Annotated in this window: 17 protein-coding genes; 13 read left to right on the plus strand and 4 right to left on the minus strand. The window is 50.2% G+C overall.

The window, feature by feature from the left end:
• Positions 1-102 precede the first annotated feature (102 nt).
• Both ACR0QV_RS06500 and recA read left to right on the plus strand, forming a co-directional pair.
• Complete coding sequence (locus tag ACR0QV_RS06500; RefSeq protein ID WP_432635575.1) at positions 103-2,625, plus strand: ATP-dependent Clp protease ATP-binding subunit; 2,523 nt, start codon at positions 103-105, stop codon at positions 2,623-2,625.
• Positions 2,626-2,644: 19 nt separating this feature from the next.
• Positions 2,645-3,715 (plus strand): recombinase RecA, encoded by a 1,071-nt coding sequence (recA, locus tag ACR0QV_RS06505; RefSeq protein ID WP_432635577.1) that lies wholly within the window; start codon positions 2,645-2,647, stop codon positions 3,713-3,715.
• A 55-nt stretch (positions 3,716-3,770) separates the two neighbouring features.
• Here recA and ACR0QV_RS06510 read toward each other — a convergent pair whose 3' ends face one another.
• Positions 3,771-4,394: a type IV pilin protein gene (locus tag ACR0QV_RS06510; RefSeq protein WP_432635579.1), complete on the minus strand. Its 624-nt coding sequence runs from the start codon at positions 4,392-4,394 to the stop codon at positions 3,771-3,773.
• Between the two features lie 186 nt (positions 4,395-4,580).
• On the opposite strand from ACR0QV_RS06510, the gene ACR0QV_RS06515 reads away from it, so the two are divergent.
• The 7 genes from ACR0QV_RS06515 to holA are packed head-to-tail and all read left to right on the plus strand — an operon-like array spanning position 4,581 to position 12,039.
• Positions 4,581-4,769, plus strand: a complete 189-nt coding sequence (locus tag ACR0QV_RS06515; protein WP_432635581.1) for a hypothetical protein — start codon at positions 4,581-4,583, stop codon at positions 4,767-4,769.
• A gap of 30 nt (positions 4,770-4,799) precedes the next feature.
• Positions 4,800-6,263, plus strand: a complete 1,464-nt coding sequence (locus tag ACR0QV_RS06520; RefSeq protein WP_432635583.1) for a hypothetical protein — start codon at positions 4,800-4,802, stop codon at positions 6,261-6,263.
• Positions 6,256-7,146, plus strand: coding sequence for a site-specific tyrosine recombinase/integron integrase (gene xerA / locus ACR0QV_RS06525; RefSeq protein ID WP_432635585.1), 891 nt, complete (start codon positions 6,256-6,258; stop codon positions 7,144-7,146). Before ACR0QV_RS06520 ends, xerA begins: the two co-directional genes overlap by 8 nt.
• Positions 7,147-7,148: 2 nt before the next feature.
• Complete coding sequence (locus tag ACR0QV_RS06530) at positions 7,149-7,859, plus strand: 2,3-bisphosphoglycerate-dependent phosphoglycerate mutase (protein WP_432635587.1); 711 nt, start codon at positions 7,149-7,151, stop codon at positions 7,857-7,859.
• Positions 7,860-7,919: 60 nt separating this feature from the next.
• Positions 7,920-10,433 carry a leucine--tRNA ligase gene (gene leuS, locus ACR0QV_RS06535; protein WP_432635589.1) on the plus strand — a complete coding sequence of 838 codons (2,514 nt, stop codon included), beginning with the start codon at positions 7,920-7,922 and terminating at the stop codon, positions 10,431-10,433.
• An 11-nt stretch (positions 10,434-10,444) separates the two neighbouring features.
• Positions 10,445-11,026 (plus strand): LPS assembly lipoprotein LptE, encoded by a 582-nt coding sequence (lptE, locus tag ACR0QV_RS06540; RefSeq protein ID WP_428054554.1) that lies wholly within the window; start codon positions 10,445-10,447, stop codon positions 11,024-11,026.
• Positions 11,027-11,028: 2 nt separating this feature from the next.
• The gene (gene holA / locus ACR0QV_RS06545) at positions 11,029-12,039 is read left to right on the plus strand and encodes a DNA polymerase III subunit delta (RefSeq protein WP_432635591.1); all 1,011 of its coding nucleotides are present in this window, start codon (positions 11,029-11,031) and stop codon (positions 12,037-12,039) included.
• Between the two features lie 55 nt (positions 12,040-12,094).
• Here holA and ACR0QV_RS06550 read toward each other — a convergent pair whose 3' ends face one another.
• Entirely contained in the window at positions 12,095-12,760 is a 666-nt protein-coding gene (locus ACR0QV_RS06550) for an outer membrane beta-barrel protein (protein WP_432635593.1), read from the minus strand.
• A gap of 113 nt (positions 12,761-12,873) precedes the next feature.
• Between ACR0QV_RS06550 and ACR0QV_RS06555 the strand changes: the two genes are divergently transcribed.
• The gene (locus ACR0QV_RS06555) at positions 12,874-13,527 is read left to right on the plus strand and encodes a DedA family protein (RefSeq protein ID WP_432635595.1); all 654 of its coding nucleotides are present in this window, start codon (positions 12,874-12,876) and stop codon (positions 13,525-13,527) included.
• On the opposite strand, the gene ACR0QV_RS06560 is transcribed toward ACR0QV_RS06555, so the two are convergent.
• Positions 13,524-15,155 (minus strand): glycoside hydrolase family 3 protein, encoded by a 1,632-nt coding sequence (locus ACR0QV_RS06560; RefSeq protein ID WP_432635597.1) that lies wholly within the window; start codon positions 15,153-15,155, stop codon positions 13,524-13,526. The genes ACR0QV_RS06555 and ACR0QV_RS06560 overlap by 4 nt on opposite strands.
• Entirely contained in the window at positions 15,152-16,234 is a 1,083-nt protein-coding gene (locus tag ACR0QV_RS06565; protein WP_432635599.1) for a metallophosphoesterase, read from the minus strand. The genes ACR0QV_RS06560 and ACR0QV_RS06565 overlap by 4 nt, the downstream gene beginning before the upstream one ends.
• Before the next feature lie 109 nt (positions 16,235-16,343).
• On the opposite strand from ACR0QV_RS06565, the gene gltX reads away from it, so the two are divergent.
• From gltX to ACR0QV_RS06580, 3 genes are read left to right on the plus strand one after another with little or no spacing between them, the layout of a single operon-like run.
• Positions 16,344-17,807: a glutamate--tRNA ligase gene (gltX, locus tag ACR0QV_RS06570; protein WP_432635601.1), complete on the plus strand. Its 1,464-nt coding sequence runs from the start codon at positions 16,344-16,346 to the stop codon at positions 17,805-17,807.
• Between the two features lie 29 nt (positions 17,808-17,836).
• Positions 17,837-19,723: a hypothetical protein gene (locus ACR0QV_RS06575; protein WP_432635603.1), complete on the plus strand. Its 1,887-nt coding sequence runs from the start codon at positions 17,837-17,839 to the stop codon at positions 19,721-19,723.
• 15 nt (positions 19,724-19,738) lie between these two features.
• Positions 19,739-20,818, plus strand: coding sequence for a type IV pilus twitching motility protein PilT (locus ACR0QV_RS06580; protein ID WP_432635605.1), 1,080 nt, complete (start codon positions 19,739-19,741; stop codon positions 20,816-20,818).
• The last annotated feature ends 83 nt before the right edge of the window (positions 20,819-20,901 follow it).

Consider the following 20,901-nt stretch of genomic DNA (forward strand, 5'->3'; position numbering starts at 1 on the left):
GCTGCAAGTTTTACCCCCTTTTGGCGGGCCCGGTGTAATCCCCGCGGACAGGCACGTTATTTTATATAATGGTAGTAATCGTTTGAAAGGGGTTTTATACAGATGGCAAAAAGATTTACCGAAAATGCGCAAAAAATTATCCTCATTGCGCAAGAAGAGGCCAAACGCCTCAACCACGACTATGTGGGTACCGAACACATTTTGCTGGGGCTTTCCGCCTTGGAAGGCACCGTATCCAATAAAATTTTATCCGGCCTAGGCGTAACGTTCCGCAAGGTCCGCCAAGAAATTGAAAAAATGGTGGGCATTGGCGATACAATTATGTTGCTGGGCGAAATTCCTTTTACGCCCCGCGCCAAAAAAGTGCTGGAACTGTCCGTAGAGGAGTCCCAAATGCTGGGCTCGGACCATATCGGCACCGAGCATATTTTGCTGGGCCTCATCCGCGAAGAAGAGGGGATGGCTGGCAAAATTTTAGCCAATTTAGGCCTTAATTTGGATTCCGTGCGCGACACCGTGCTTAACTTTATCGGCGATGCGGAACCCGGCGACTTAAACGAGGACAACGCCGTTTTTTCGCAGGAAATCAATTTAAACACCCCTAAAAAAGAACGCGAAAACACCGTCAACAAGAGCAAAACGCCCACGCTGGACGAATACACGCGCGACCTGACCAAATTGGCCGCCCAAAACAAGTTGGACCCGGTCATCGGGCGCGAGGAAGAAATTGAACGCTTGGTACAAATTCTGGCCCGCCGCACCAAAAATAACCCGGTGCTTATCGGGGAACCCGGCGTAGGCAAGACCGCTATTGTGGAAGGCTTGGCGCAAAAAATTGCCCAAGGGGAAATTTCGGACGTGCTTTCCAACAAGCGTATTTTGGCGTTGGATTTAGCCTCTGTGGTGGCGGGAACCAAGTACCGCGGCGAATTTGAACAACGCTTAAAAAACATTATTGACGAACTCGCCGCCGCCAAAGATGCGATTATTTTTATTGATGAACTCCACACCATTATCGGTGCGGGCGCGGCGGAAGGCTCTATTGACGCAGCCAATATTTTAAAGCCGGCCTTGGCCCGCGGGGAAGTGCAGTGCATCGGCGCTACTACCTTTGACGAATACCGCAAATCCATTGAAACAGATGCCGCCTTGGAACGCCGCTTTCAGCCCGTGGTGGCCGACCCGCCGGACGTGGAAGACACCATTAACATTTTAAAGGGCGTCCGCTCCAAATACGAAGCGCACCACAAGGTGCACTATACGGACGGCGCCGTCCGCGCCGCGGCCTCTATTGCGGACCGCTATATTACCGACCGCGCTATGCCGGATAAAGCCATTGACCTGTTTGACGAAGCCGGGGCCCGCGCACGCCTGAAAAACGCCGCACTTCCGCCCGAAATCAAACAAAAGCAACTGGAATACAACCAGGCCGTGCAGGAAAAAGACGAAGCAATGGCGAACAAAGAATTTGAAAAAGCCGCCGCGGCCAAGGATACCGAAGCCCGCTTGAAAGGTTATATTGACCATTTAAAACAAAAATGGCACGAGGAGCACGACAAGCAAGTACCGCAAGTAACCGAAGAGGACATTGCGCTTGTCGCTTCCAAATGGACGGGCATCCCGGTTACGCGCCTTACGCAAAGCGAAACCGATAAGATTTTGCATATGGAGGAACATCTCCACGAGCGCATTATCGGGCAAAACGATGCCGTAAAGGCCGTTTCGCAGGCCATCCGCCGCAACCGCACCGGATTAGGCAATCCGCACCGCCCGATTGGCGGATTTTTGTTCTTAGGTCCTACGGGCGTAGGCAAAACGGAACTGGCCAAAAGTTTGGCTACCTTCCTGTTTGGCGACGAAGACGCTATGATCCGGTTGGATATGTCCGAATATATGGAAAAGTTTGCCGTTTCGCGCCTGATTGGTGCGCCGCCCGGCTACGTGGGGTATGAAGAAGGCGGCCAACTGACCGAAGCCGTCCGCCGCCGCCCGTACAGCGTGGTGGTACTGGACGAACTGGAAAAAGCCCACCCGGACATTTACAATATTTTATTGCAAGTGCTGGACGAAGGGGCTTTGAGCGACAATTTGGGCCATAAAGTAAGTTTTAAAAACTGCGTGATTATTATGACGTCTAACGTCGGCGCGCGCGAAATTACCAACAAGGGCAACACCTTGGGCTTTGCCGCGCACCACACCGAGGAACAAGAATACCAAGATATGCGCAAGAACGTAATGGAAGAGGTCAAAAAAACCTTCAATCCGGAATTTATCAACCGTATTGATGAAATTGTCGTCTTCCACTCGCTCACCAAAGAGAACATCGGCGCGATTTTGGACTTGGCCTTAGACGAAGTGGACGACAAACTGGCCGACAGAAACCTGTCCTTGGAACTTACGAAGGAAGCCAAAAACTTCTTGGTGGAAAAGGGCTTTGACGTGAAATACGGGGCGCGCCCTTTACTTCGCACGTTACAGCGCGAACTGGAAGACCCGCTGGCGGAAAATATCCTTATCAGCCGCTACCCGGACCACACCAAAATTATTGTAGATTTTGATAAATCCGCCGGAAAGTTGACCTTTCACGGCGCGGCGGTGGAACAAAAAGACGCCGTAACCATTTAAACCTACTTGGAGGAGTTGTATGGACGCAAACAAACAAAAAGCGCTTGATTTGGCCCTGGGCCAGATTGAAAAAGCGTTTGGCAAAGAAGCGATTTGCAAACTGGGCGGAGGCGGCGTAAAGAACGTGGAAGCCATCCCCACGGGCGCGCTGTCCTTGGATTTGGCCTTGGGCGTGGGCGGGCTCCCGCGCGGGCGCGTGATTGAAATTTACGGGCCGGAAGCCGGCGGCAAGACGACATTATCCTTGCACGTGGCGGCCCAAACGCAAAAAATGGGCGGCACCGTGGCCTTTATTGACGCGGAACACGCCTTGGATCCCGTTTATGCCGCTAATTTGGGCGTAAACGTGGACGAATTATTGGTTTCCCAGCCCGATTCCGGCGAACAAGCCCTGGAAATCGCCGAAAAACTCGTGCGCTCGGGCGCGATTGACTTAATCGTGGTGGACTCCGTGGCCGCCCTTGTGCCGAAAGCCGAAATTGAAGGCGAAATGGGCGATTCCCACGTCGGCTTGCAGGCCAGACTGATGAGCCAGGCCCTGCGCAAACTGACGAGCCTGCTCAACAAAACCAAAACGAGCATTATTTTTATTAACCAGTTGCGCCAAAAAATCGGCGTAATGTTCGGTAACCCGGAAACCACCCCCGGCGGACTTGCGCTTAAATTTTACGCGTCCGTCCGCATTGACGTACGCCGCATTGAAAACCTGAAAAAGGGCGACGAAGTCATCGGCACCCGCGTGCGCGCCAAAGTAACCAAAAACAAAGTGGCGCCGCCGTACCGCCAAGCCGAATTTACGATGATTCTCGGCCACGGTATTTCGCGCGAAGCCTGCATTATTGATAAAGGCGTAGAGGCCGGATTTATTGAAAAAAGCGGCAGTTGGTTTATCTATGGGGATGAAAAACTGGGCCAAGGGGCCGAAAACGCCCGCCAGTATTTAAAGGACAACCCCGAACTGGCCGCCGAGATTGAAGATAAATTGTATGTAAAATATCTTGGCCACCACTACAACGGCAAAAAGGCCGACGCGGCGGAACAAGCGCAAGCCGAACCCGCCAAAGAACCGAAAAAGGCTACAAAGAAATAGACTCTACAAAAAATGCCCTAGACTAAAAGCCTAGGGCATTTTTTAAATTCACCAACTAACAACAGCAACAAGGGTCATCATTAGTACTGGGCTTTACATTAAGTAATTTGGCATAATCCATAGAATGTTCTACTCCGCTGCTTATACAACTTTCATCATACCAAACTGCAAATTCACCAGAATCTAAATAGCATAGACAGACTCCTTCTTTCTTATACTGGGCAGATGGAATACCGCTTGGACCTCCACTCGCATAATAATAGAAATCTTTTGTTTCTGCCCAACCGTCCTCATTACTACCAGCAATAGAAATATCCAATTCGTCCATAGAACAAGTCTCGTCTCCACCTTTTGCCAAGCGACAAACTTTATCTGCTTGGGCAATAGTTTTTAAATTGCTCATCGCTTCTGTAAAACGAGATTTAGTAACCGCCTTGGTATATTGCGGCAATGCCACCGCTGATAATATTCCAATAATAAGAACAACGACAAGAAGTTCTATCAAGGTAAAACCTGACGTTGCTGTACAAGAAATATTCGCCGGGCAACCACTTGTGGTTAAGCCGTCATCCCCGAGGAATTTAGTCGGGGATCCGTTGTTGTCGTTTTCTTTTTTAAATAACGGCAGATTCCCGACTACAACACTCGGGAATGACAAAACATTACTAAATCCTTTCATTTTTTCTCCTTGTTAAGGCCTTTATATTTGAGCAAAACGGCCTTTTATACGCGTTTTTATATGGCGGATACATCCGGGTACGACTACCGCAATTTATCAAAATTTTAACAAAAAAAAAAACGAAACAACCCCTTTATAATAAACAGCCAAACAACAACGACAGATCCCCGACAGAAACCTTCGGGGATGACAAACAAAAGAGGAAAAGCCGTCATTCCCGAAAGTTGTAGTCGGGAATCTGTTTTTGCCGTGGTTGTTCTCTTCCGAAACGACAGATCCCGTATAAAAACACTACGGGATGACAAAGAAAAAAGGTATTATAAAAATAGAGGGCATTCTGAACTGGCGACCCGCACGCGTTGTCCCTTTCCGTAAACGGAATTTTCTATAATATGGATAACCTGTATGAAGAAATTTTATTCCATTATCACGGCCGTTTCGCTCGCGGTCTCCGGCGTGCTGGGCGTTTATATGTTCTGCCAACGCTTTGCGCTCCTGCATTTGGGCCTGCTATACGATGAACTCTACTCTATGGCTACGGCTTTTCCGGGGTTTTCGTGGGCGTACATTTGGCGGGAAATGCTGTTAAAAGACGTAAATCTGCCGCTTTATAACTTTATTCTTTACGGCTGGAACCACCTGTTCCCGCTAACGCCCTTTTATATGCGGCTGTTAAGCGCACTTGTTTCGGCAGCCACGGTTCCTTTGGTTTGGTTTTTAGCGCCCAAACGGTGGAGCCCTATCCAACGCTTTATTTTTACCGCGCTAATGGCAGGCTCGTTTGCCTTGGTGCAATTTGCGGGCGTAATCCGCGCCTATTCGTTTGCGGTGCTGGCGGTAGCCACACTCACCTTGCAGGCACTTTCACTTTTGGACTTATTGGCCACCCATAAAAACCCGTCCGCCAAACGGTGGGCGGCGTTTTTCCTTACCGGGCTCTTTGCCGCATACCTGCATTACTTTTCGTCCGCTCTCTTTTTTATCACGGCGCTACTTATATTCTTCTATGCCTGCTATTTTAAAACAGGGCGCAAAACTGTTTTTTGGGGAACCGCCGCCGTTTTTGCGTGCTGGCTGCCATGGGTGTATCATACAGTAACCCTAATGGCCTCTCCGGGGTCCTCTTGGTGGTACGCTACGCCCCCCTTGCAGGCCAGTTTTGAAATTGCCCAATTCCTCTTTGGCTCGGACCGCCTCTTGGGCGGACTTGTTGTTTTAACCGTTTTGGCGGGAACGTCTATTCTGTTTGCCTACAAAAAAACGCTTCTGCTCCGCACCGATTTTATTGTACCCTTGGGCCAAAGCCTTATTTTATTAGGCGTGGTGGCGGCAGTTTCGCACAAATACAACTTGTGGCTGGACCGTTACTTTTTGGCCGCAATGCCCTCCTTTTTATTATTACTGGCTTATGCCCTGTTCCATTTACAAGCGCGGCACAAAATATTAATTGTCCTATTGCCGCTTTTGCTGATGGGTTGGATAGGCGAACATTGGGAATTTGTGCATAACGCCAAGCAAGAGCCCACCGGGCTTAAAAACGCGCTCACGCATTTAACCCAGTTGGAAAAACGCCATACTCTTTTGGTAGATACGGCAAAAACGGGCTATCCGCCCGCCGCTCTGCAAGTGATGTACACCTTTTATGCGCCTAAAAATTACGCGCTGGAATTAATTCCGCTTACTCTACAAAACCGCAAACTTGCGTTCACGGGCGAAAAACTGCCCGTGTTAATCCCGGTTTGTTCGGTTCATCATCTTATTTTTACAGAAACCACCTACGGACTGGAAGAAGCCCAAGAGCCGCTTATTTTTGCGCCGGATATTTGCATTTTATCCGCCAAACCGGGACGGATTATTAAAAATGACTAACCAAACCTTACTGGAAGATTTTAAAAACCATTTAACCTTTGAACGCCAACTATCGCCCAACACCACCGCGTCCTACGGCAGCGATGCGGAACACTTTTTGGAATATTGCGAAGCCAACGAAAAGGACCCCTTAACTATTACGCCCGAATTTTTGGACCAATACAACTACCAGTTGCGCGTCATTGAAAAACTGGCCGCTACGAGTATTTTCCGCAAAATGGAAGCCGTTAAATGCTTTTACAAATTTCTGCTGATTGAGGAAAAAATAAAGGACGACCCAACCCGCTTTTTAAAATCGCCCAAACTGGCGCAAAAAATCCCCACCCAACTCACGCACGAGGAAATGGAGCGCCTTCTTTCTTACCCGGCCGAAAAATTTGACGAAATTCGCACCGTAACCATTATTGAACTTTTGTACGCGGCGGGCCTGCGCGTAAGCGAACTTATCAACCTGCGGTTGGAAAACGTAAACTTGGTGGAAAAGTGGGTTTTAGCACTGGGAAAGGGCGGCAAGCAACGCTTTGTGCCAATCCACGACCGCGCCGTAGCGCGTATCAAGCAATATCTGGCGGAGCGCGAGGCGCACTTTGCGGCCAAAGAGGTGGGCTCTGAACTATTTTTAAACAAAAACGGCAAAAAGATAAGCCGTGTGGCCGTATGGAAGGACCTTGCCGCCTTGGGACGCAAGGCCAATATCTCCCAACCGCTCCACCCGCACCTCTTCCGCCACACCTTTGCTTCGCACCTGTTGCAGGGCGGGGCCGATTTGAGGAGTTTGCAGGAAATGCTGGGCCACGCCAATTTGACAACAACCCAAATCTACACGCATTTGGACGTAAGCGACTTAAAGGCCAAACACAAAAAGTATCACCCACACGGCTGATTATGAAGAAACTCATTTTATTGCGCCACGGACAAAGCACCTACAATTTAGCCCACCGCTTTACCGGTTGGGCCGATGCTCCGCTGACCGCGCAAGGGCACGCCCAAGCCACGCAAGCCGGGGAATTATTAAAGGAAGCGGGCCTTTTGCCGCAAGCCGCCTATTCCTCCTGTTTACTGCGCGCCCGGCAAACCGCGCAGGCTGTTTTGGCGTGTATGCCCAATAAAATTCCCTTGCAAACCGATTGGCGGCTAAACGAACGCCACTATGGCGATTTACAAGATAAAACCCGCCAAGAGGCCGCCCAAAAATACGGGCTTACCGCGGTGCTTTCTTGGAGGCAAACGTTCTTTTGTGCCCCACCGCCCGCTGATGATAATTCGGCGGCCAAAAAACTGGTGCCGGCAGGAGTTGTGCCTCCCAATGGGGAATCTTTACACCAAACCCAACAGCGGGCCGCCGGCTTTTTGGACCAAGTGCTTTTCCCGGCATACAAATATTATGATATCCAGTTGCTCGCCGCCCACGAAGATTTATTGCGCGCCCTTGCCGTATATTTCAAAAAATTACCGCCACAAGCCGTAGAAGAACTGGTCGTTCCGCCCGCCACCCCGTGGGTAATGGAATTGGACGACACCTGCCACGCGGTCAAAGATTATTTTTTGGGGAACCAACAGGAAATAGCCGCTTTTTTAAAGCGCAGACCCGAATAAACCGTTATCCCGTAAAAAGCCTGCCCTTTCCCCCTGAAAAATTGTTAAAATAAAGGTATTATGAGTATTGATAATTTTCCGCAAATTGATAAAAAGCAACAAGAACGCTGGGAAAAAGCAAACCTCTTTGCCAGCCCCAAAATGCCGAAAGGCAAAAAGTTTTATTGTCTGGATATGTTCCCGTATCCGTCGGGCGCGGGCCTGCACGTCGGCCACCCGGAAGGATACACCGCTTCCGACATCCTTGTTCGCTACAAACTAATGAACGGCTACGACGTACTGCACCCGATGGGGTGGGACGCGTTCGGCCTGCCCGCGGAAAACTACGCTATTTCCACGGGGATTCATCCGCGGATTACCACTCATAAAAATATTCAAAATTTTAAACGCCAAATTAAATCCATCGGCCTCGCGTACGACTGGAACCGGGAAATTGACACCACGGACCCCAAGTATTATAAATGGACGCAATGGATTTTCCTGCAACTCTTTAAAAAGGGCCTGGCCTACGAATCCACCGTACCGATAAACTGGTGCCCCTCGTGCAAAACGGGGCTCGCCAACGAAGAAGTTTTTAACGGCAAGTGCGAACGCTGCGGCCACGAAATTGAACGCAAGGCCCTGCGCCAATGGATTTTGCGCATTACCGATTACGCCGAAAAACTCCTAGAAGGCTTGGACGAATTGGACTGGCCGGAAAGTACGCTTGCAATGCAGCGCAACTGGATTGGCAAATCCAACGGGGCCGAAGTAACCTTTAAGGTGGACGGCACGGACGAGACTTTGACCGTATTTACCACCCGCCCGGACACGCTCTTCGGCGCTACCTATATGGTGGTTTCGCCCGAACACCCGATTCTTAAAAAAATCGTAACCCCCGCCCAACAAGCCGCGGTATCCGCCTATCAGGCCGAAGCCGCCAAAAAGAGCGACTTGGAACGCGGCGACTTAAATAAAATTAAAACGGGCGTATTTACGGGGGCGTATGCCATTAACCCGGTAAACGGTAAAAAAATCCCGGTGTGGACGTCCGACTATGTGCTTATGGGTTATGGCACGGGGGCCATTATGGCTGTGCCCGCCCACGACGAACGCGACTACGCGTTTGCCAAAAAATTCGGTCTTGAAATTATTGAAGTTATTAAAAGCGAACAAGGCGTGGAAAAGGAAGCCTTCACGGGCGACGGGGAACTCATTAACTCCGGCTTTTTAAACGGCCTGCGCGTAAAAGAATCCAAAGCCGCTATGATTAAGTGGCTCACAGAACGCGGTTTAGGCAAGGCCAAAACCACCTATAAACTGCGCGACTGGGTGTTTGCCCGCCAACGCTACTGGGGCGAACCTATCCCGATAGTGCATTGCCCCAAATGCGGGGTAGTGCCGTTGCCGGAAGACCAACTGCCGCTTACGCTGCCGGAAGTAGAGAAATTTGAACCCTCCGGCACCGGGGAATCCCCCTTGGCCACGGTGGACAGTTGGGTCAACACCACCTGCCCGCATTGCGGCGGCCCGGCCAAGCGCGAAACCAACACTATGCCCCAATGGGCAGGCTCCTGCTGGTACTACCTGCGCTATATGGACCCGCACAACGATAAAATTTTTGTGGATCCAGCCATTGAAAAGGCCTACGGCCCGGTGGATTGCTACATTGGCGGCGCGGAACACGCCGTACTCCACCTGCTTTATGCCCGCTTCTGGCACCGCGTACTCTACGATTTGGGCTATGTCAGCCACAAGGAGCCGTTCCACAAGTTGCGCCACCAAGGGATGATTTTAGCCTTCTCGTACCGCGACAAAATGGGCAACTACCACGGCTATGACGAAATTGACTTTAAAGACGGCAAAGCCTATTTAAAAACCACCGGAGAGGAACTTTCCCCTATGGTGGAAAAGATGTCCAAATCCAAAAAGAACGTCGTCAATCCCGACGATATCCTTACGCAGTACGGCGCCGATGCGTTCCGTATGTACGAAATGTTTATGGGCCCGTTTGAGGCCAGCAAACCCTGGGATATGAAGGGGATTGAGGGTGTAACGCGCTTCTTAAAACGCGTTTGCGGTTGGGCGGATACTATCAAAATCGTAGCCGAAGCAGACCCGCGCAAGAGCGAAATTTTAAAGAATAAAACCATTGCCAAAGTGGGCGAAGATATTGAAAACTTCCGCTTCAACACGGCTATTTCCTCTTTAATGGTATTGTTTAACGACATCAGCAAACTGCCGCAAATCAGCCAAGATACGTTCCAAACGTTCCTGAAACTCTTGCACCCGTTTGCCCCGCACCTGACCGAGGAAATCTGGCAGCAAAAGGGCTACGAAGGCTTTGTAGTTAAATCGGCCTGGCCGAAACCCAACGAAGCCTTAATGCAAGACGATACCGCCGAAATCGGCGTGCAGGTAAACGGCAAGGTGCGCGACCGTGTGGCCGTGCCCAGAAACGCCGAACGCGCGGAAATTGAAAAAATTGCGCTTGCCAGCCCCAAGGTTACCCGCAGTTTGGAGGGGTTGGAAATCAAAAAGATTATCGTCGTGCCCGGCCGTATGGTAAGCATTGTGGCCGCACCTAAAAAATAAAGGGAGTCTGTATGAAGAAATTTATCTGTGCCTTGTGTGCCGTAGCGGCGTTGGCCGCTTGTGCCAGCGAAGGGGCGGTGTATAAACCGCAGGCCCAAATTATGCCGCAGCATATCAAAAAAATTGCGGTACGGCCTATTTTAAATAAAACGGAAGTATTTGCGCTGGAAGATAAATTTTACAATGAACTTTATGATGAGTTTTTGCGCAACGGGTCCTATCAAATCGTTTCCGAAAATTCCAATGCCGAGGGCGTGGTTGTTACCACCATTTCGCGCTATTTAAATGTTCCTATTCAGTACGACAGCCAGTTGATTCCCACCGTTTACCGTATGGATATTTGGCTGGATGTGGTGTTTATGGATAAAACCACCAACGCCCCCGTATGGCGCGAGCCCGCCTTTTTGGGCACGCAGATTTACTCGGCTTCCACGCTTCCAGGCGGGATGACGGAAGTACAGGCGCGCGACGTGGTCTTTGAAAAACTATCCAAAGACATCGTCAAACGCACGGTGGACGGTTTTGGCTCGGTAATGAGCGAAAACAAAAAGAAAGTAATGAACAACCCGGAATATACCACCATTACGCACTAAAAATGCCTAAAATTACCGCCGAAAAATTATCCGCAGAACTTGCACAAAATATCATCTCCCCCGTCTATTTACTGACGGGGGAAGATGTCTATCGCAAAAATTTAATTATTAAGAAAATCCGCGAAATTCTCCACCCGGACGATTTTAACGCCTTTCAAAGCGAAGCGGACAAGGCGGACCTCGGCGAGGTTCTCGCCTTAGCCAACACGGCCCCGGTATTTTCCGATGCGCGCCTTATCGTACTAACGGGTATAGAAAAACTGCGCAAGGAGCCCAAGGAAGCCCTCATCCGCTATTTGGATAACCCGCTCCCCACCACCACGCTTATTTTAACGCATAACGATTCCAAAAAAATGAAGACGGAAAAGGTGCTGGCGGAAATCTGCTCCGACGCTGGGCGCGTGGTTAGTTTTGAGGAACTCAAAAAAGACGATTTAAATACTTGGGTCCGCCAAAAAATGCAAGAAAAAGGCTTAAAGGCGGATTTTGATTCCGTAGATTTACTGTGCGAAAGCATTGGCGGGGAACTGGCGGCCCTGGATAACGAAATTGAAAAGTTGTACCTCTACACCCTAGACCGGGAAAATAAAACCATTACCAAGAACGACGTACTTGCCTGTATCGGTTTTAGCAAAGAGGAAAACCCTTTTGAGCTGTCTAACGCGATTACCGCCTGCAACAAAAACCGCGCCGTACAACTGGTGGATAAACTGGTGGATGACGGAGAGGAACCCGTAGGTATTTTGAGCAAAATGACGTTCCCTATTTTAAAAATGGCGCGCATTAAACGCTTATCCGAAGCCGGTATGGCTCCGTCCGAAATTCTGCGCGCGGCAGGCCTAATGTACTGGGAAAACCGCCTTGTCAGTTCGGCCCGGACGTTTCCCCCGTCCAAAAATTTTTTAAACGCGCTAAACCGCATTATTGATGCAGACAGCGCCTTTAAATCTTCTACGGCATCCGACCCTAAAATCGTTTTAAAGGGCATTTTGCTAACACTTTTTAACAAATAGCAAAAGGGGCGGCTTTTACAAGTCGCCCCTTTTTATCGGTTCTACCCCCCGATACTTAAATCCGGTACAACACCCGCAAGGAGGTAGTTACATACGCCGCGCGCGGATAAATAGTAACGTGGTGCCCCGCGTGCGGGCCCGAGGAAATTTGTTTAGACGCGTGAAAGCGGTTTACGTTGTAGCGCACTTCCAAATCCACGGCCCAGCGGTCCGTTAAAGCCCGTTCCACCCCTAAACCCGCGTGTCCGGCAAAGCCCGTATAACGGAAATGTTCGTTCGTGGTAAAATCTACCGTCATATCGGTACGCGCCACGCCTACGGCCAAAGGCAAATAAACCTTATACAAATTTTCCGTATCGGTCAAAAACACGCGCGAGGCCAACATATAGTTGCGTTGGCGGGTGCTGGTGTTAATTTCCCAGCCGCTGGAAAGGTCGGTATCAAAATTTTGGTCTTCCGCCAGTACGCCCAAGGCTACGCGCGGATGCACAAAGTACAAGGCGGAAATTTCGCCCCCAAGGCCCGGATGCCCCAGTTTGGCATCGTGCGAAATATTATCCGTTTGGTCATCTACATTTACCTCGCCCCAATCGGTCCCTAATTCAAGCGGCGAGGCCACAAAAGCCGCTCCCAATAAAACATCACCCGTTTGATAGGCGCGGGCCTGCGCAGTAAACGCAAAACCCAACAAGCATACGGCAACTGCTAAAAACTTTTTCATTTCTTCCTCTCTTTGTTATTTTTACTTACCGGTAGGTAACTATAAAAATTATACCATATTATGAGCCCCGTCGGGCACAAATTTTTAAAATTTATTTTTGCTACAATTACTATATGGAATTTTTAGCGCAACTAGCAGATATTTTTTTGCACTTGGACGTGCATTTGAACGCTTGGGCCGCCTGGATGGGTATTTGGCTCTATATTGTTATTTTTGCAGTCGTCTTTTGCGAAACAGGGCTTGTGGTTACGCCCTTTTTGCCGGGCGACTCCCTATTGTTTGCCTGTGGGGCCTTGGCGGCCTCGCACGACAGCGCAATTAACCTGCCTTGGCTGATGCCCATTGTCTTTGCGGCAGCGGTATTGGGCGATTTTTGCAATTATGAAATTGGCAAATGGCTGGGCCCCAAGGTATTTACCAAGAAAGACAGTATCTTTTTAAATAAAGACCACCTAAATAAGGCGCACGCGTTTTACGAAAAATACGGCGGAAAAACCATTATTTTGGCGCGTTTTATCCCCATTATCCGCACCTTTGCCCCGTTTGTAGCGGGCATTGGCAAAATGACGTACTTCCATTTTGCTTCGTTTAACTTAATCGGCGCCGCGCTGTGGGTAATGCTTTTTACGCTGGGCGGTTATTTCTTTGCCGATTTGCCCGTCGTTCAAAATCATTTTCACTATGTGATTGTAGCGATTATTGTGCTCTCGCTTTTGCCCGCGGTGTATGAATTTATCAACGCCAAGCGGCAGGAAAAGAAGTCTTAATCCTGTACGTCCGGCAAGGCAACGGGCAATACGCCCTGGGCAGATTGGTTGCCCAAAATAATGTCCGCGGCCGTTTGCAAGACATATTTATTTAACCCGTAGGTGGCCATAACCACGTCCGCCTCCGGGTAATTTTTTATATCGTACGGGCTCATTGTAGAGATAAACACCGTGTTCGGGTTTTCCTCTATCAATCCGTTAATGGCGTTCTTTTGGTTGATATTGGTTTTATCGGCCCATTGCAAACTGGTTACAATCAGCAAATCGGCCCCCTTGGCGCAAGCGGCGGCACGCTGACTGTCTTTTTTGCGCGGAGTTAAGGCCGCATTGTAACTGCGTATCGTCCACCCCTTTTGCAAGAACGGTTTGGAAAAATTCATCAGTTGATCCGCAAAGCGCGCCGGAGCAAAGAACACCGCACACACCGTCGGTTTTTTATTGGAAACAGGTTTAAACGGAAGCAATTTCTTTCTGTCGCGCACCAAGGTTACCGATTCCGCACTTATTTTGGCAAGTGCCGTATGGTACGCCTCTTCAATCGGCGCAGGAACCGCACGGGAATTATCTAATAACCCCATTTGCTTTTTTAACTCAAACACCTTGCGGGCGGCTTCCTCCACCACGGGCTCCAAATGCTTGGCTTGCACATCGCGCCATACTTGGTCAAAAACCGATACGGGCTTTACATATCGCCCGAGTAAAATCATATCCGCCCCGCTTTCCAGCGCACGCACGGCGCACCCGGCAATCGTGCAATAAGTGGTAGCGCTCTTCATATCCAAACTGTCGGTTACAATTAACCCCTTAAAGCCCATTTTTCCGCGCAGTAAATCCTGCAAAATCGGGCGCGAAAAGGTGGCTACATTTTTACTGTCTAACGCCGGGTATAAGATGTGCCCCGTCATCACACCGGGCACGCCTTGTTTAACGGCTGCTTCAAACGGAGCCAAATGGATTTTTTGCAGTTGTGAATAACTGGCCCGCACGACCGGCACATCGTAATGGGAATCAGCCGATGTATCGCCGTGGCCCGGGAAATGCTTTACCACACTAACGATATCCGCCGCCTTAAAGCCGTTAATAAGCGCACTGCCCATACGCGTTACGCTGGCCGGGTCGGAGCCGAAGGAGCGCACGCCGATAATAGGGTTATGCGGATTGCTGTTTACATCCAGCACCGGGGAAAAATTAATATGCACGCCCGCGCGGCGCAACTCTAATCCGGCCAAATAGGCTATGGCGGCCGCACCTTCTTCGTCGCGCGAGGCGGAGAGCATCATATTGGTAGGCAAATAGTCAAAACCCAGCGTAATGGGCGTATAGACCGTGCCCCCCTCGTAATCAATAGAAATAAACAGCGGAATTTTATGCGGGCTGACGGCGGCCCAAGATTGGAGTTTATCCACCAATTTTTTGGTTTCCGCCAGCGAGTAATTTCCCCATTGGATAAGCACCCCGCCAATTTTGCCCTGCTCAATCGCCGGGCGCACCTGTTCCGCGCTGTCCACGTCCACAAACACCACCAAGGTCTGCCCCAGTTTTTCCTGCGGGGTCAAATCCTCAAAGCGCGTTTCGGCCGCCAAGGGCAAGGTACATAAAAGCAGGGCGGCCAACAGGAGTTTCTTCATCGGTAATTAACCTCTACCACCGGGATTTCCGCCGGAGCCAAAAAACGCAGCGGAATACCCCAATAGAACATACCGGACGTAATGTAGAATTTCATTTGTTCCACTTCAAACAATCCATACACACGCGGGAATTGCAAGCGCACTAAATATTTGAAAGGGAAAATCTGCCCGTTGTGGGTGTGCCCGCTAAACATTAAAACGGCCCCGTGTTGGGCGGCTTCTTCGGCAAACACAGGCGTATGGCTTAAAAAGATAAGCGGCTTTTTGTTATCCGCTTTTTTAAGCACATCTTCGGCCTCTTGCACGCTCATACGCACGGTTTTGGCGTCTTTTATACCAGCCACTTGCACGCCATTAGGCATTTGGGCAAGGTCGTTTTCCAAAAGCGTAATGCCCGCTTCCTTAAAAAATTCCTTGGAATTTTCGTACCCGACATAATACTCGTGGTTGCCAAATACGCCATAAGTGCCCTGCGGGGTAACTAAATTTTTAATGCGTTCGGCGTATTTTTCACGCGCCGGGCCGTATTCAAACACATCTCCCAAAACAAGCAAAGCATCCGGCTTTTCGGCCTCAATGCGGCTCATCGCCTTATCAAACCGCCTGTATGATACGCCCATCCCCAAGTGGGAATCGGACAAGAGGGCTAGTTTCATTTTGGGCGCACCGGGCACGGTTACGGAAATATGTTTTAACTTCGGGGCAGAAATTCCCCCGTAAATGGCCATACCAAACACCACGCCCATTGTAGCCACGCTTAAAACACCCAGCCATACGCGGCAATGCAAATGGCACAAATTTAAAATCCAATGCAGCACGGCAAAACCCGCGCAAATGCAAAAGCCCAAAAACACAAGCCCCATCCAAGTATAGGCAAAATAATAGAGCCCACTCTCCCACACGCCCCAATGCGTGCGCGTATAACCAAGCCCCCCAAACATCAGTACCGAGAATAAAACAGGTAATAATACAACCGGGTATTTCCACCCAATCTGCGGAAAAGACGTAAACAACCAAGCCCCAATGGTTACCTGCATCAGCCACATAATCACCGAGGCTACCACAAAAAATGCTCCCACAAACTCCTCCTTTTTCTAAAAAACTCTTTTTTATATTTTAAAAAATTTTCCATAATAAGTATAATATACCTATATACGTATCATATTTAAAAGAGGACATAACAACACTATGACCGTAAGAGTTAGATTTGCCCCGTCCCCGACTGGTTTCTTACACATCGGCGGCGTGCGCACCGCGCTTTTCAACTACCTTTTCGCTAAAAAAAATAAAGGCACTTTTTTACTCCGCATTGAAGATACCGACGAGGAACGCTCCACGCAGGCCTCTACCGACGCTATCTTTGAAGGTATGCAATGGATGAATTTGAACTGGGACGAAGGCCCGATGCCCGACGGTACCAACAAGGGGCCGGACTTTCCGTACTATCAGGCCCAACGTGCCGATATGGGCATTTACAAAAAATACATTGACCAACTGTTAGCCGAAGGCAAAGCCTATAAATGCTATTGCACCGAGGAAGAATTGGAAGAAAACCGCCAAAAATGCTTGGCTGAACACCGCCCGCCCAAATACAGCGGCAAGTGCAGCCACCTGACGGTAGAACAGCAAAAAGAGTTGGAAGCCCAAGGCCGCAAATACGTTATCCGCTTCCGTATGCCGCAGGAAGGCGACGTGGAGTGGGACGATATGATCCGCGGGCACGTTAAATTCGCCAGCAAGGATTTGTACGACCTCGTCATCCAAAAAACGAGCGGTTACCCCACCTACAACTTTGCCGTAGTAGTGGACGACCATTTAATGCGTATGACGCACGTCATCCGCGGCGATGACCACATTTCCAACACCCCGGCGCAGATTCAAATTTATCACGCCTTGGGCTGGAAGGAACCGATTTTCGCCCACTTGTCTATGATTCACGGACCGGACGGCAAAAAACTTTCCAAACGCCACGGTGCAACCAACGTAGTGGAATTTCGCAATATGGGTTATTTGCCCGAAGCGCTTAAAAACTACTTGGCTTTGCTCGGTTGGGCTACGCCCGATTCCCAGCAACTCTTTAAACCCGGCGAACTGGAAGAGAAATTTGATATCTCCGGCTGCCAGCCCAGCCCGGCCGTAATGGACCCGGAAAAACTGAACTGGATGAACGGGGAATATATCCGCGCCACGCCCTTAAACCGCTTGACCGATTTGGCTATGCCTTTTATTGAGAAAGCGGGCATTAACGTATCCGGCGTGGACCGTGCCAAACTGGAAGGCATTATCGGTTTGGAACAGGAAAAATATAAACTCTTAACCGAAATCCCGGATTTAATCCGCTTCTTCTTTGAAGAACCCGTATTTGAACAGGAAGCCCTGGACAAAGTATTTGCCAAGCCCGAAGCCAAACAAGTGTTGGAAGGCATTATTAAAGTGTACGGCGATTTAACCGACTTCACCGAAGCCAACTTGGAAACCGCCGCACGCGCCTATGCCAAAGCCAACGGGATGAAGGCCGGACAAATCTTCCACCCGGTACGCGTGGCCGTTTCCGGCCGCACGCACGGACCGACCTTGTTCAAAATGTTGGAATATATGGGTAAGGAAAAAGTCCTCGCGCGCTTAAATAACGCGCTGAAATTCTGCAAATAACAGCACCGCCCCGGGGGGCAGGGAGAGCCGTGAAATATTGGCTTTTTGACGGAAGTGATGTAGTCGGGCCGTTTACGCCGCAGGAACTTGCGGCGCGGCCCGGCTTCGCCCCCACCAGTCTAGTCTGCCCCGAAAACACCAGCGACCAGGAAGACAGTTGGAAAATGGCCTCCGCCTTTGAGGAACTGGCCGCCACATCTGCTCCTGCCGCAGAAGAATTAGACACCGATACCTTTGATAAGGAAATGGACACGCTTTTAAAGGAGCGTTCCCCCTTATCCGAGCCGCAGGAACCGCCCACAGAACCGCCGTCTTCACTCCAAATGCCCCAAAAGCCAGCCAAACCCGGCCCGATTGAGGATTATTTCAACAATATGCAAGGGGGCGACTTGGGCAATATTTTGGGCATCCCGGACCCGAACGAAAATTCGGATATGAACTTGGCCCGGGCACTAGCCAAACAATTTAATAAAACTACTCCGCCTGCCGATAAGGTGGTGGATAACGACCCCTTTGACGAATTTACCGGGGAGCCGGAAGAAGAGGAACCGCAAGCCAAGGTTGAGCAGGCGCCTGCTGCTCCCGCAAAAGAGCAGCCTGTTCCGCCGACTGCGCCGGTACAAGAAAAAAAACCGGAACCCGCTTCTATCCCTATCTCCGCTGATCCGGAAGAGGAAATGGAACTAACCGTTCACGGGGCCAAAACACAGATTTTACCGGATGAGCCCACCGAAGAAGAGGCTCAATCCGAACCCGAGCAAGCAGAAGCCGAGCCTGAACAAACGGCCCAACCTGCGCAAGAAGCGGAACCTGAATTAACAGAAACCGAGCCGACGAAATCCACCGAACAAAAAAACGAGCAAACGGAAACGGAGCCCGAAGCGGCCCCTACGTTTACCTTGCCCGTAGTGGACCAACCCGAAAGCGAGTTACCGCCTATACCGCAAGGCCCGGTGGAAACCGTAACAGAAACTCCTTTAACCGACATTGCCGCCCCGACGGTGAACGAACCCGCCCCTGTAACAGAGGCACCTGTTCAACCAGCACAAGACGAGCCGGAAATTTCCGCAGAGGAACCTGTTACGCCGCCCGCGGACCAGCCCGCGCCTGCCCCGCAGAAAGCAAAAGCGGAGCCGGACCCGGAAACTACTATCGTACTGGAAACGCCCGACGAACCCGCAGCCAACCAAGAGGGCGAGGTGGAGGAACTGGCTAAACCCGGTACTGAACCCATAGAGGATATTTTAGTAGGGGCTTTAAAGGTAAAGGCTACGCCGGAAATACAGGAGCCCATTAAAAGCGTGCCCGTAATACCGGAAGTCAACCAAGTGCGTCCGCGGCTAAAACCCACGCCGGAAATTCAACAATTTTTAACCGATACGCAAAACGAGCGCATCGCCGCCACCCGCAATAATAAAAAGGCAATGGCGGCCTTAGCGGTACTGGTGGCCTTAATTGCGCTAGGACTGGTATTAATGTTTAACCAAGCCCCCGCAGACGGACAGGAAAAACCCGCGCAAAACGCCCCGGTATCCACCGAACTGGTGCCGGAAGAAAAAACCGTATCGGCCACGGACCAGGAAATTTTACCGCCAGCCCCGCCGCCTGCGGTTAAGCCGCAAACGGTTTCCGCCGCGGACAAGGCTTTATCGGCGGTGCAAAACTATACACTTTCCGGCGGGCGCGGTACAGTGGCCGCGTATTTGGACCGCCTGTACCGGGACAAACTTTCCCAGGGATACACCGGGAATTGGTCCGCTGAACCTTTGCATAAAAACGCATATATTGTAAAATACAGATTAACCAAAACCCGTATGGAACCCATTGTATATGTCTTCCAGGCGGATGTTTCAAAAGGAACTTTAACCGGCGCGCTAAACAATGTGGCGCTGGATTTGCTGGGCAAAATTCAATAACTACGAGGGTTATATATGATATTGATGGACGACTTGTTCAAAATGATGAAAGCCAAAAACGCTTCCGATATTCACTTAACGGTAGGGGTACCGCCCGTACTGCGTATTCAGGGCCGCTTGTACGCCACGCCGTTTGAAGCCTTAACCAAAGAAACCGCCCAGACGTTAATTTATTCTATTCTCTCCGACGAGCAACGCCAGCAGTTTGAAGATAAATTGGAGTTGGACTGCTCTATCGGCCTTAAATCGCTCGGGCGTCTCCGTGTAAACGTCTATAAGCAAAAAGGTTGCGTGGCCGCCGCCTTGCGTTCTATTCCGAACGAATTTAAATCCTTTGAACAACTCAACTTACCGCCCGTGGTGTATAACATTATGAAGTTAAACAAAGGCCTTGTGTTGGTAACGGGCTGCACGGGGTCCGGTAAATCAACCTCTTTGGCCAGTATGATTAACTACCTGAATATGAACGAAAGCAACCACATTATGACGGTAGAAGACCCTATTGAATTTGTGCACCCGCACAAACGCAGTATCGTCAACCAGCGCGAAGTGGGCTCCGATACGCTTTCGTTCGCCGATGCGTTGAAACACTTTTTGCGTCAGGACCCGGATATTATTCTGGTCGGCGAGTTGCGCGACCGCGAAACGATGGAAGCCTGCCTGACATTGGCCGAAACCGGGCACTTGGTGTTTGCCACCTTGCACACCAACGACGCCGTACAGTCTATCAACCGTATTATTGACGTCTTCCCGGCCAACCAACAGCCGCAAATCCGCACGCAGTTGTCCTTCGTGTTGGAGGCTATTTTGTCCCAGCAGTTAATCCCCACCTTAACGGGCGGGCGCGCGATGGCGTGCGAGGTGTTGCTTGCCAACTCCGCCGTGCGCAGTTTAATCCGCGACGGCAAAGCCGAGCAGATTATCTCCACAATGCAAACCAGCGTGGGTATGGGTATGATTACGATGAACCAGGCGTTGGGCGATTTGTACATCCGCAAGCAAATCAGTTACCAAGAGGCCATTTCTCACACGGGCGACCCGTCCGGCTTGAAGACCTACTTGCAACAGAAATTGGGAACCGCCAGTTTCAAATAAAAGGCTCTTTACTTTTGCGGGGTTGCTTTCGGGTAACCCCGTTTTTTATGTATAAAAACGCACAAAAAAGCCGCCCGGTAAAG

It is taken from the genome of Candidatus Avelusimicrobium sp. (assembly GCF_050873505.1).
Lineage (GTDB): Bacteria > Elusimicrobiota > Elusimicrobia > Elusimicrobiales > Elusimicrobiaceae > Avelusimicrobium.

Bases quoted from the DNA above. Each gene is read 5' to 3' on its own strand.
- ACR0QV_RS06500 (WP_432635575.1), top strand. From the start codon at position 103: ATGGCAAAAAGATTTACCGAAAATGCGCAAAAAATTATCCTCATTGCG.
- recA (WP_432635577.1), top strand. From the start codon at position 2,645: ATGGACGCAAACAAACAAAAAGCGCTTGATTTGGCCCTGGGCCAGATT.
- ACR0QV_RS06510 (WP_432635579.1), bottom strand. From the start codon at position 4,394: ATGAAAGGATTTAGTAATGTTTTGTCATTCCCGAGTGTTGTAGTCGGG.
- ACR0QV_RS06515 (WP_432635581.1), top strand. From the start codon at position 4,581: ATGACAAACAAAAGAGGAAAAGCCGTCATTCCCGAAAGTTGTAGTCGG.
- ACR0QV_RS06520 (WP_432635583.1), top strand. From the start codon at position 4,800: ATGAAGAAATTTTATTCCATTATCACGGCCGTTTCGCTCGCGGTCTCC.
- xerA (WP_432635585.1), top strand. From the start codon at position 6,256: ATGACTAACCAAACCTTACTGGAAGATTTTAAAAACCATTTAACCTTT.
- ACR0QV_RS06530 (WP_432635587.1), top strand. From the start codon at position 7,149: ATGAAGAAACTCATTTTATTGCGCCACGGACAAAGCACCTACAATTTA.
- leuS (WP_432635589.1), top strand. From the start codon at position 7,920: ATGAGTATTGATAATTTTCCGCAAATTGATAAAAAGCAACAAGAACGC.
- lptE (WP_428054554.1), top strand. From the start codon at position 10,445: ATGAAGAAATTTATCTGTGCCTTGTGTGCCGTAGCGGCGTTGGCCGCT.
- holA (WP_432635591.1), top strand. From the start codon at position 11,029: ATGCCTAAAATTACCGCCGAAAAATTATCCGCAGAACTTGCACAAAAT.
- ACR0QV_RS06550 (WP_432635593.1), bottom strand. From the start codon at position 12,760: ATGAAAAAGTTTTTAGCAGTTGCCGTATGCTTGTTGGGTTTTGCGTTT.
- ACR0QV_RS06555 (WP_432635595.1), top strand. From the start codon at position 12,874: ATGGAATTTTTAGCGCAACTAGCAGATATTTTTTTGCACTTGGACGTG.
- ACR0QV_RS06560 (WP_432635597.1), bottom strand. From the start codon at position 15,155: ATGAAGAAACTCCTGTTGGCCGCCCTGCTTTTATGTACCTTGCCCTTG.
- gltX (WP_432635601.1), top strand. From the start codon at position 16,344: ATGACCGTAAGAGTTAGATTTGCCCCGTCCCCGACTGGTTTCTTACAC.
- ACR0QV_RS06580 (WP_432635605.1), top strand. From the start codon at position 19,739: ATGATATTGATGGACGACTTGTTCAAAATGATGAAAGCCAAAAACGCT.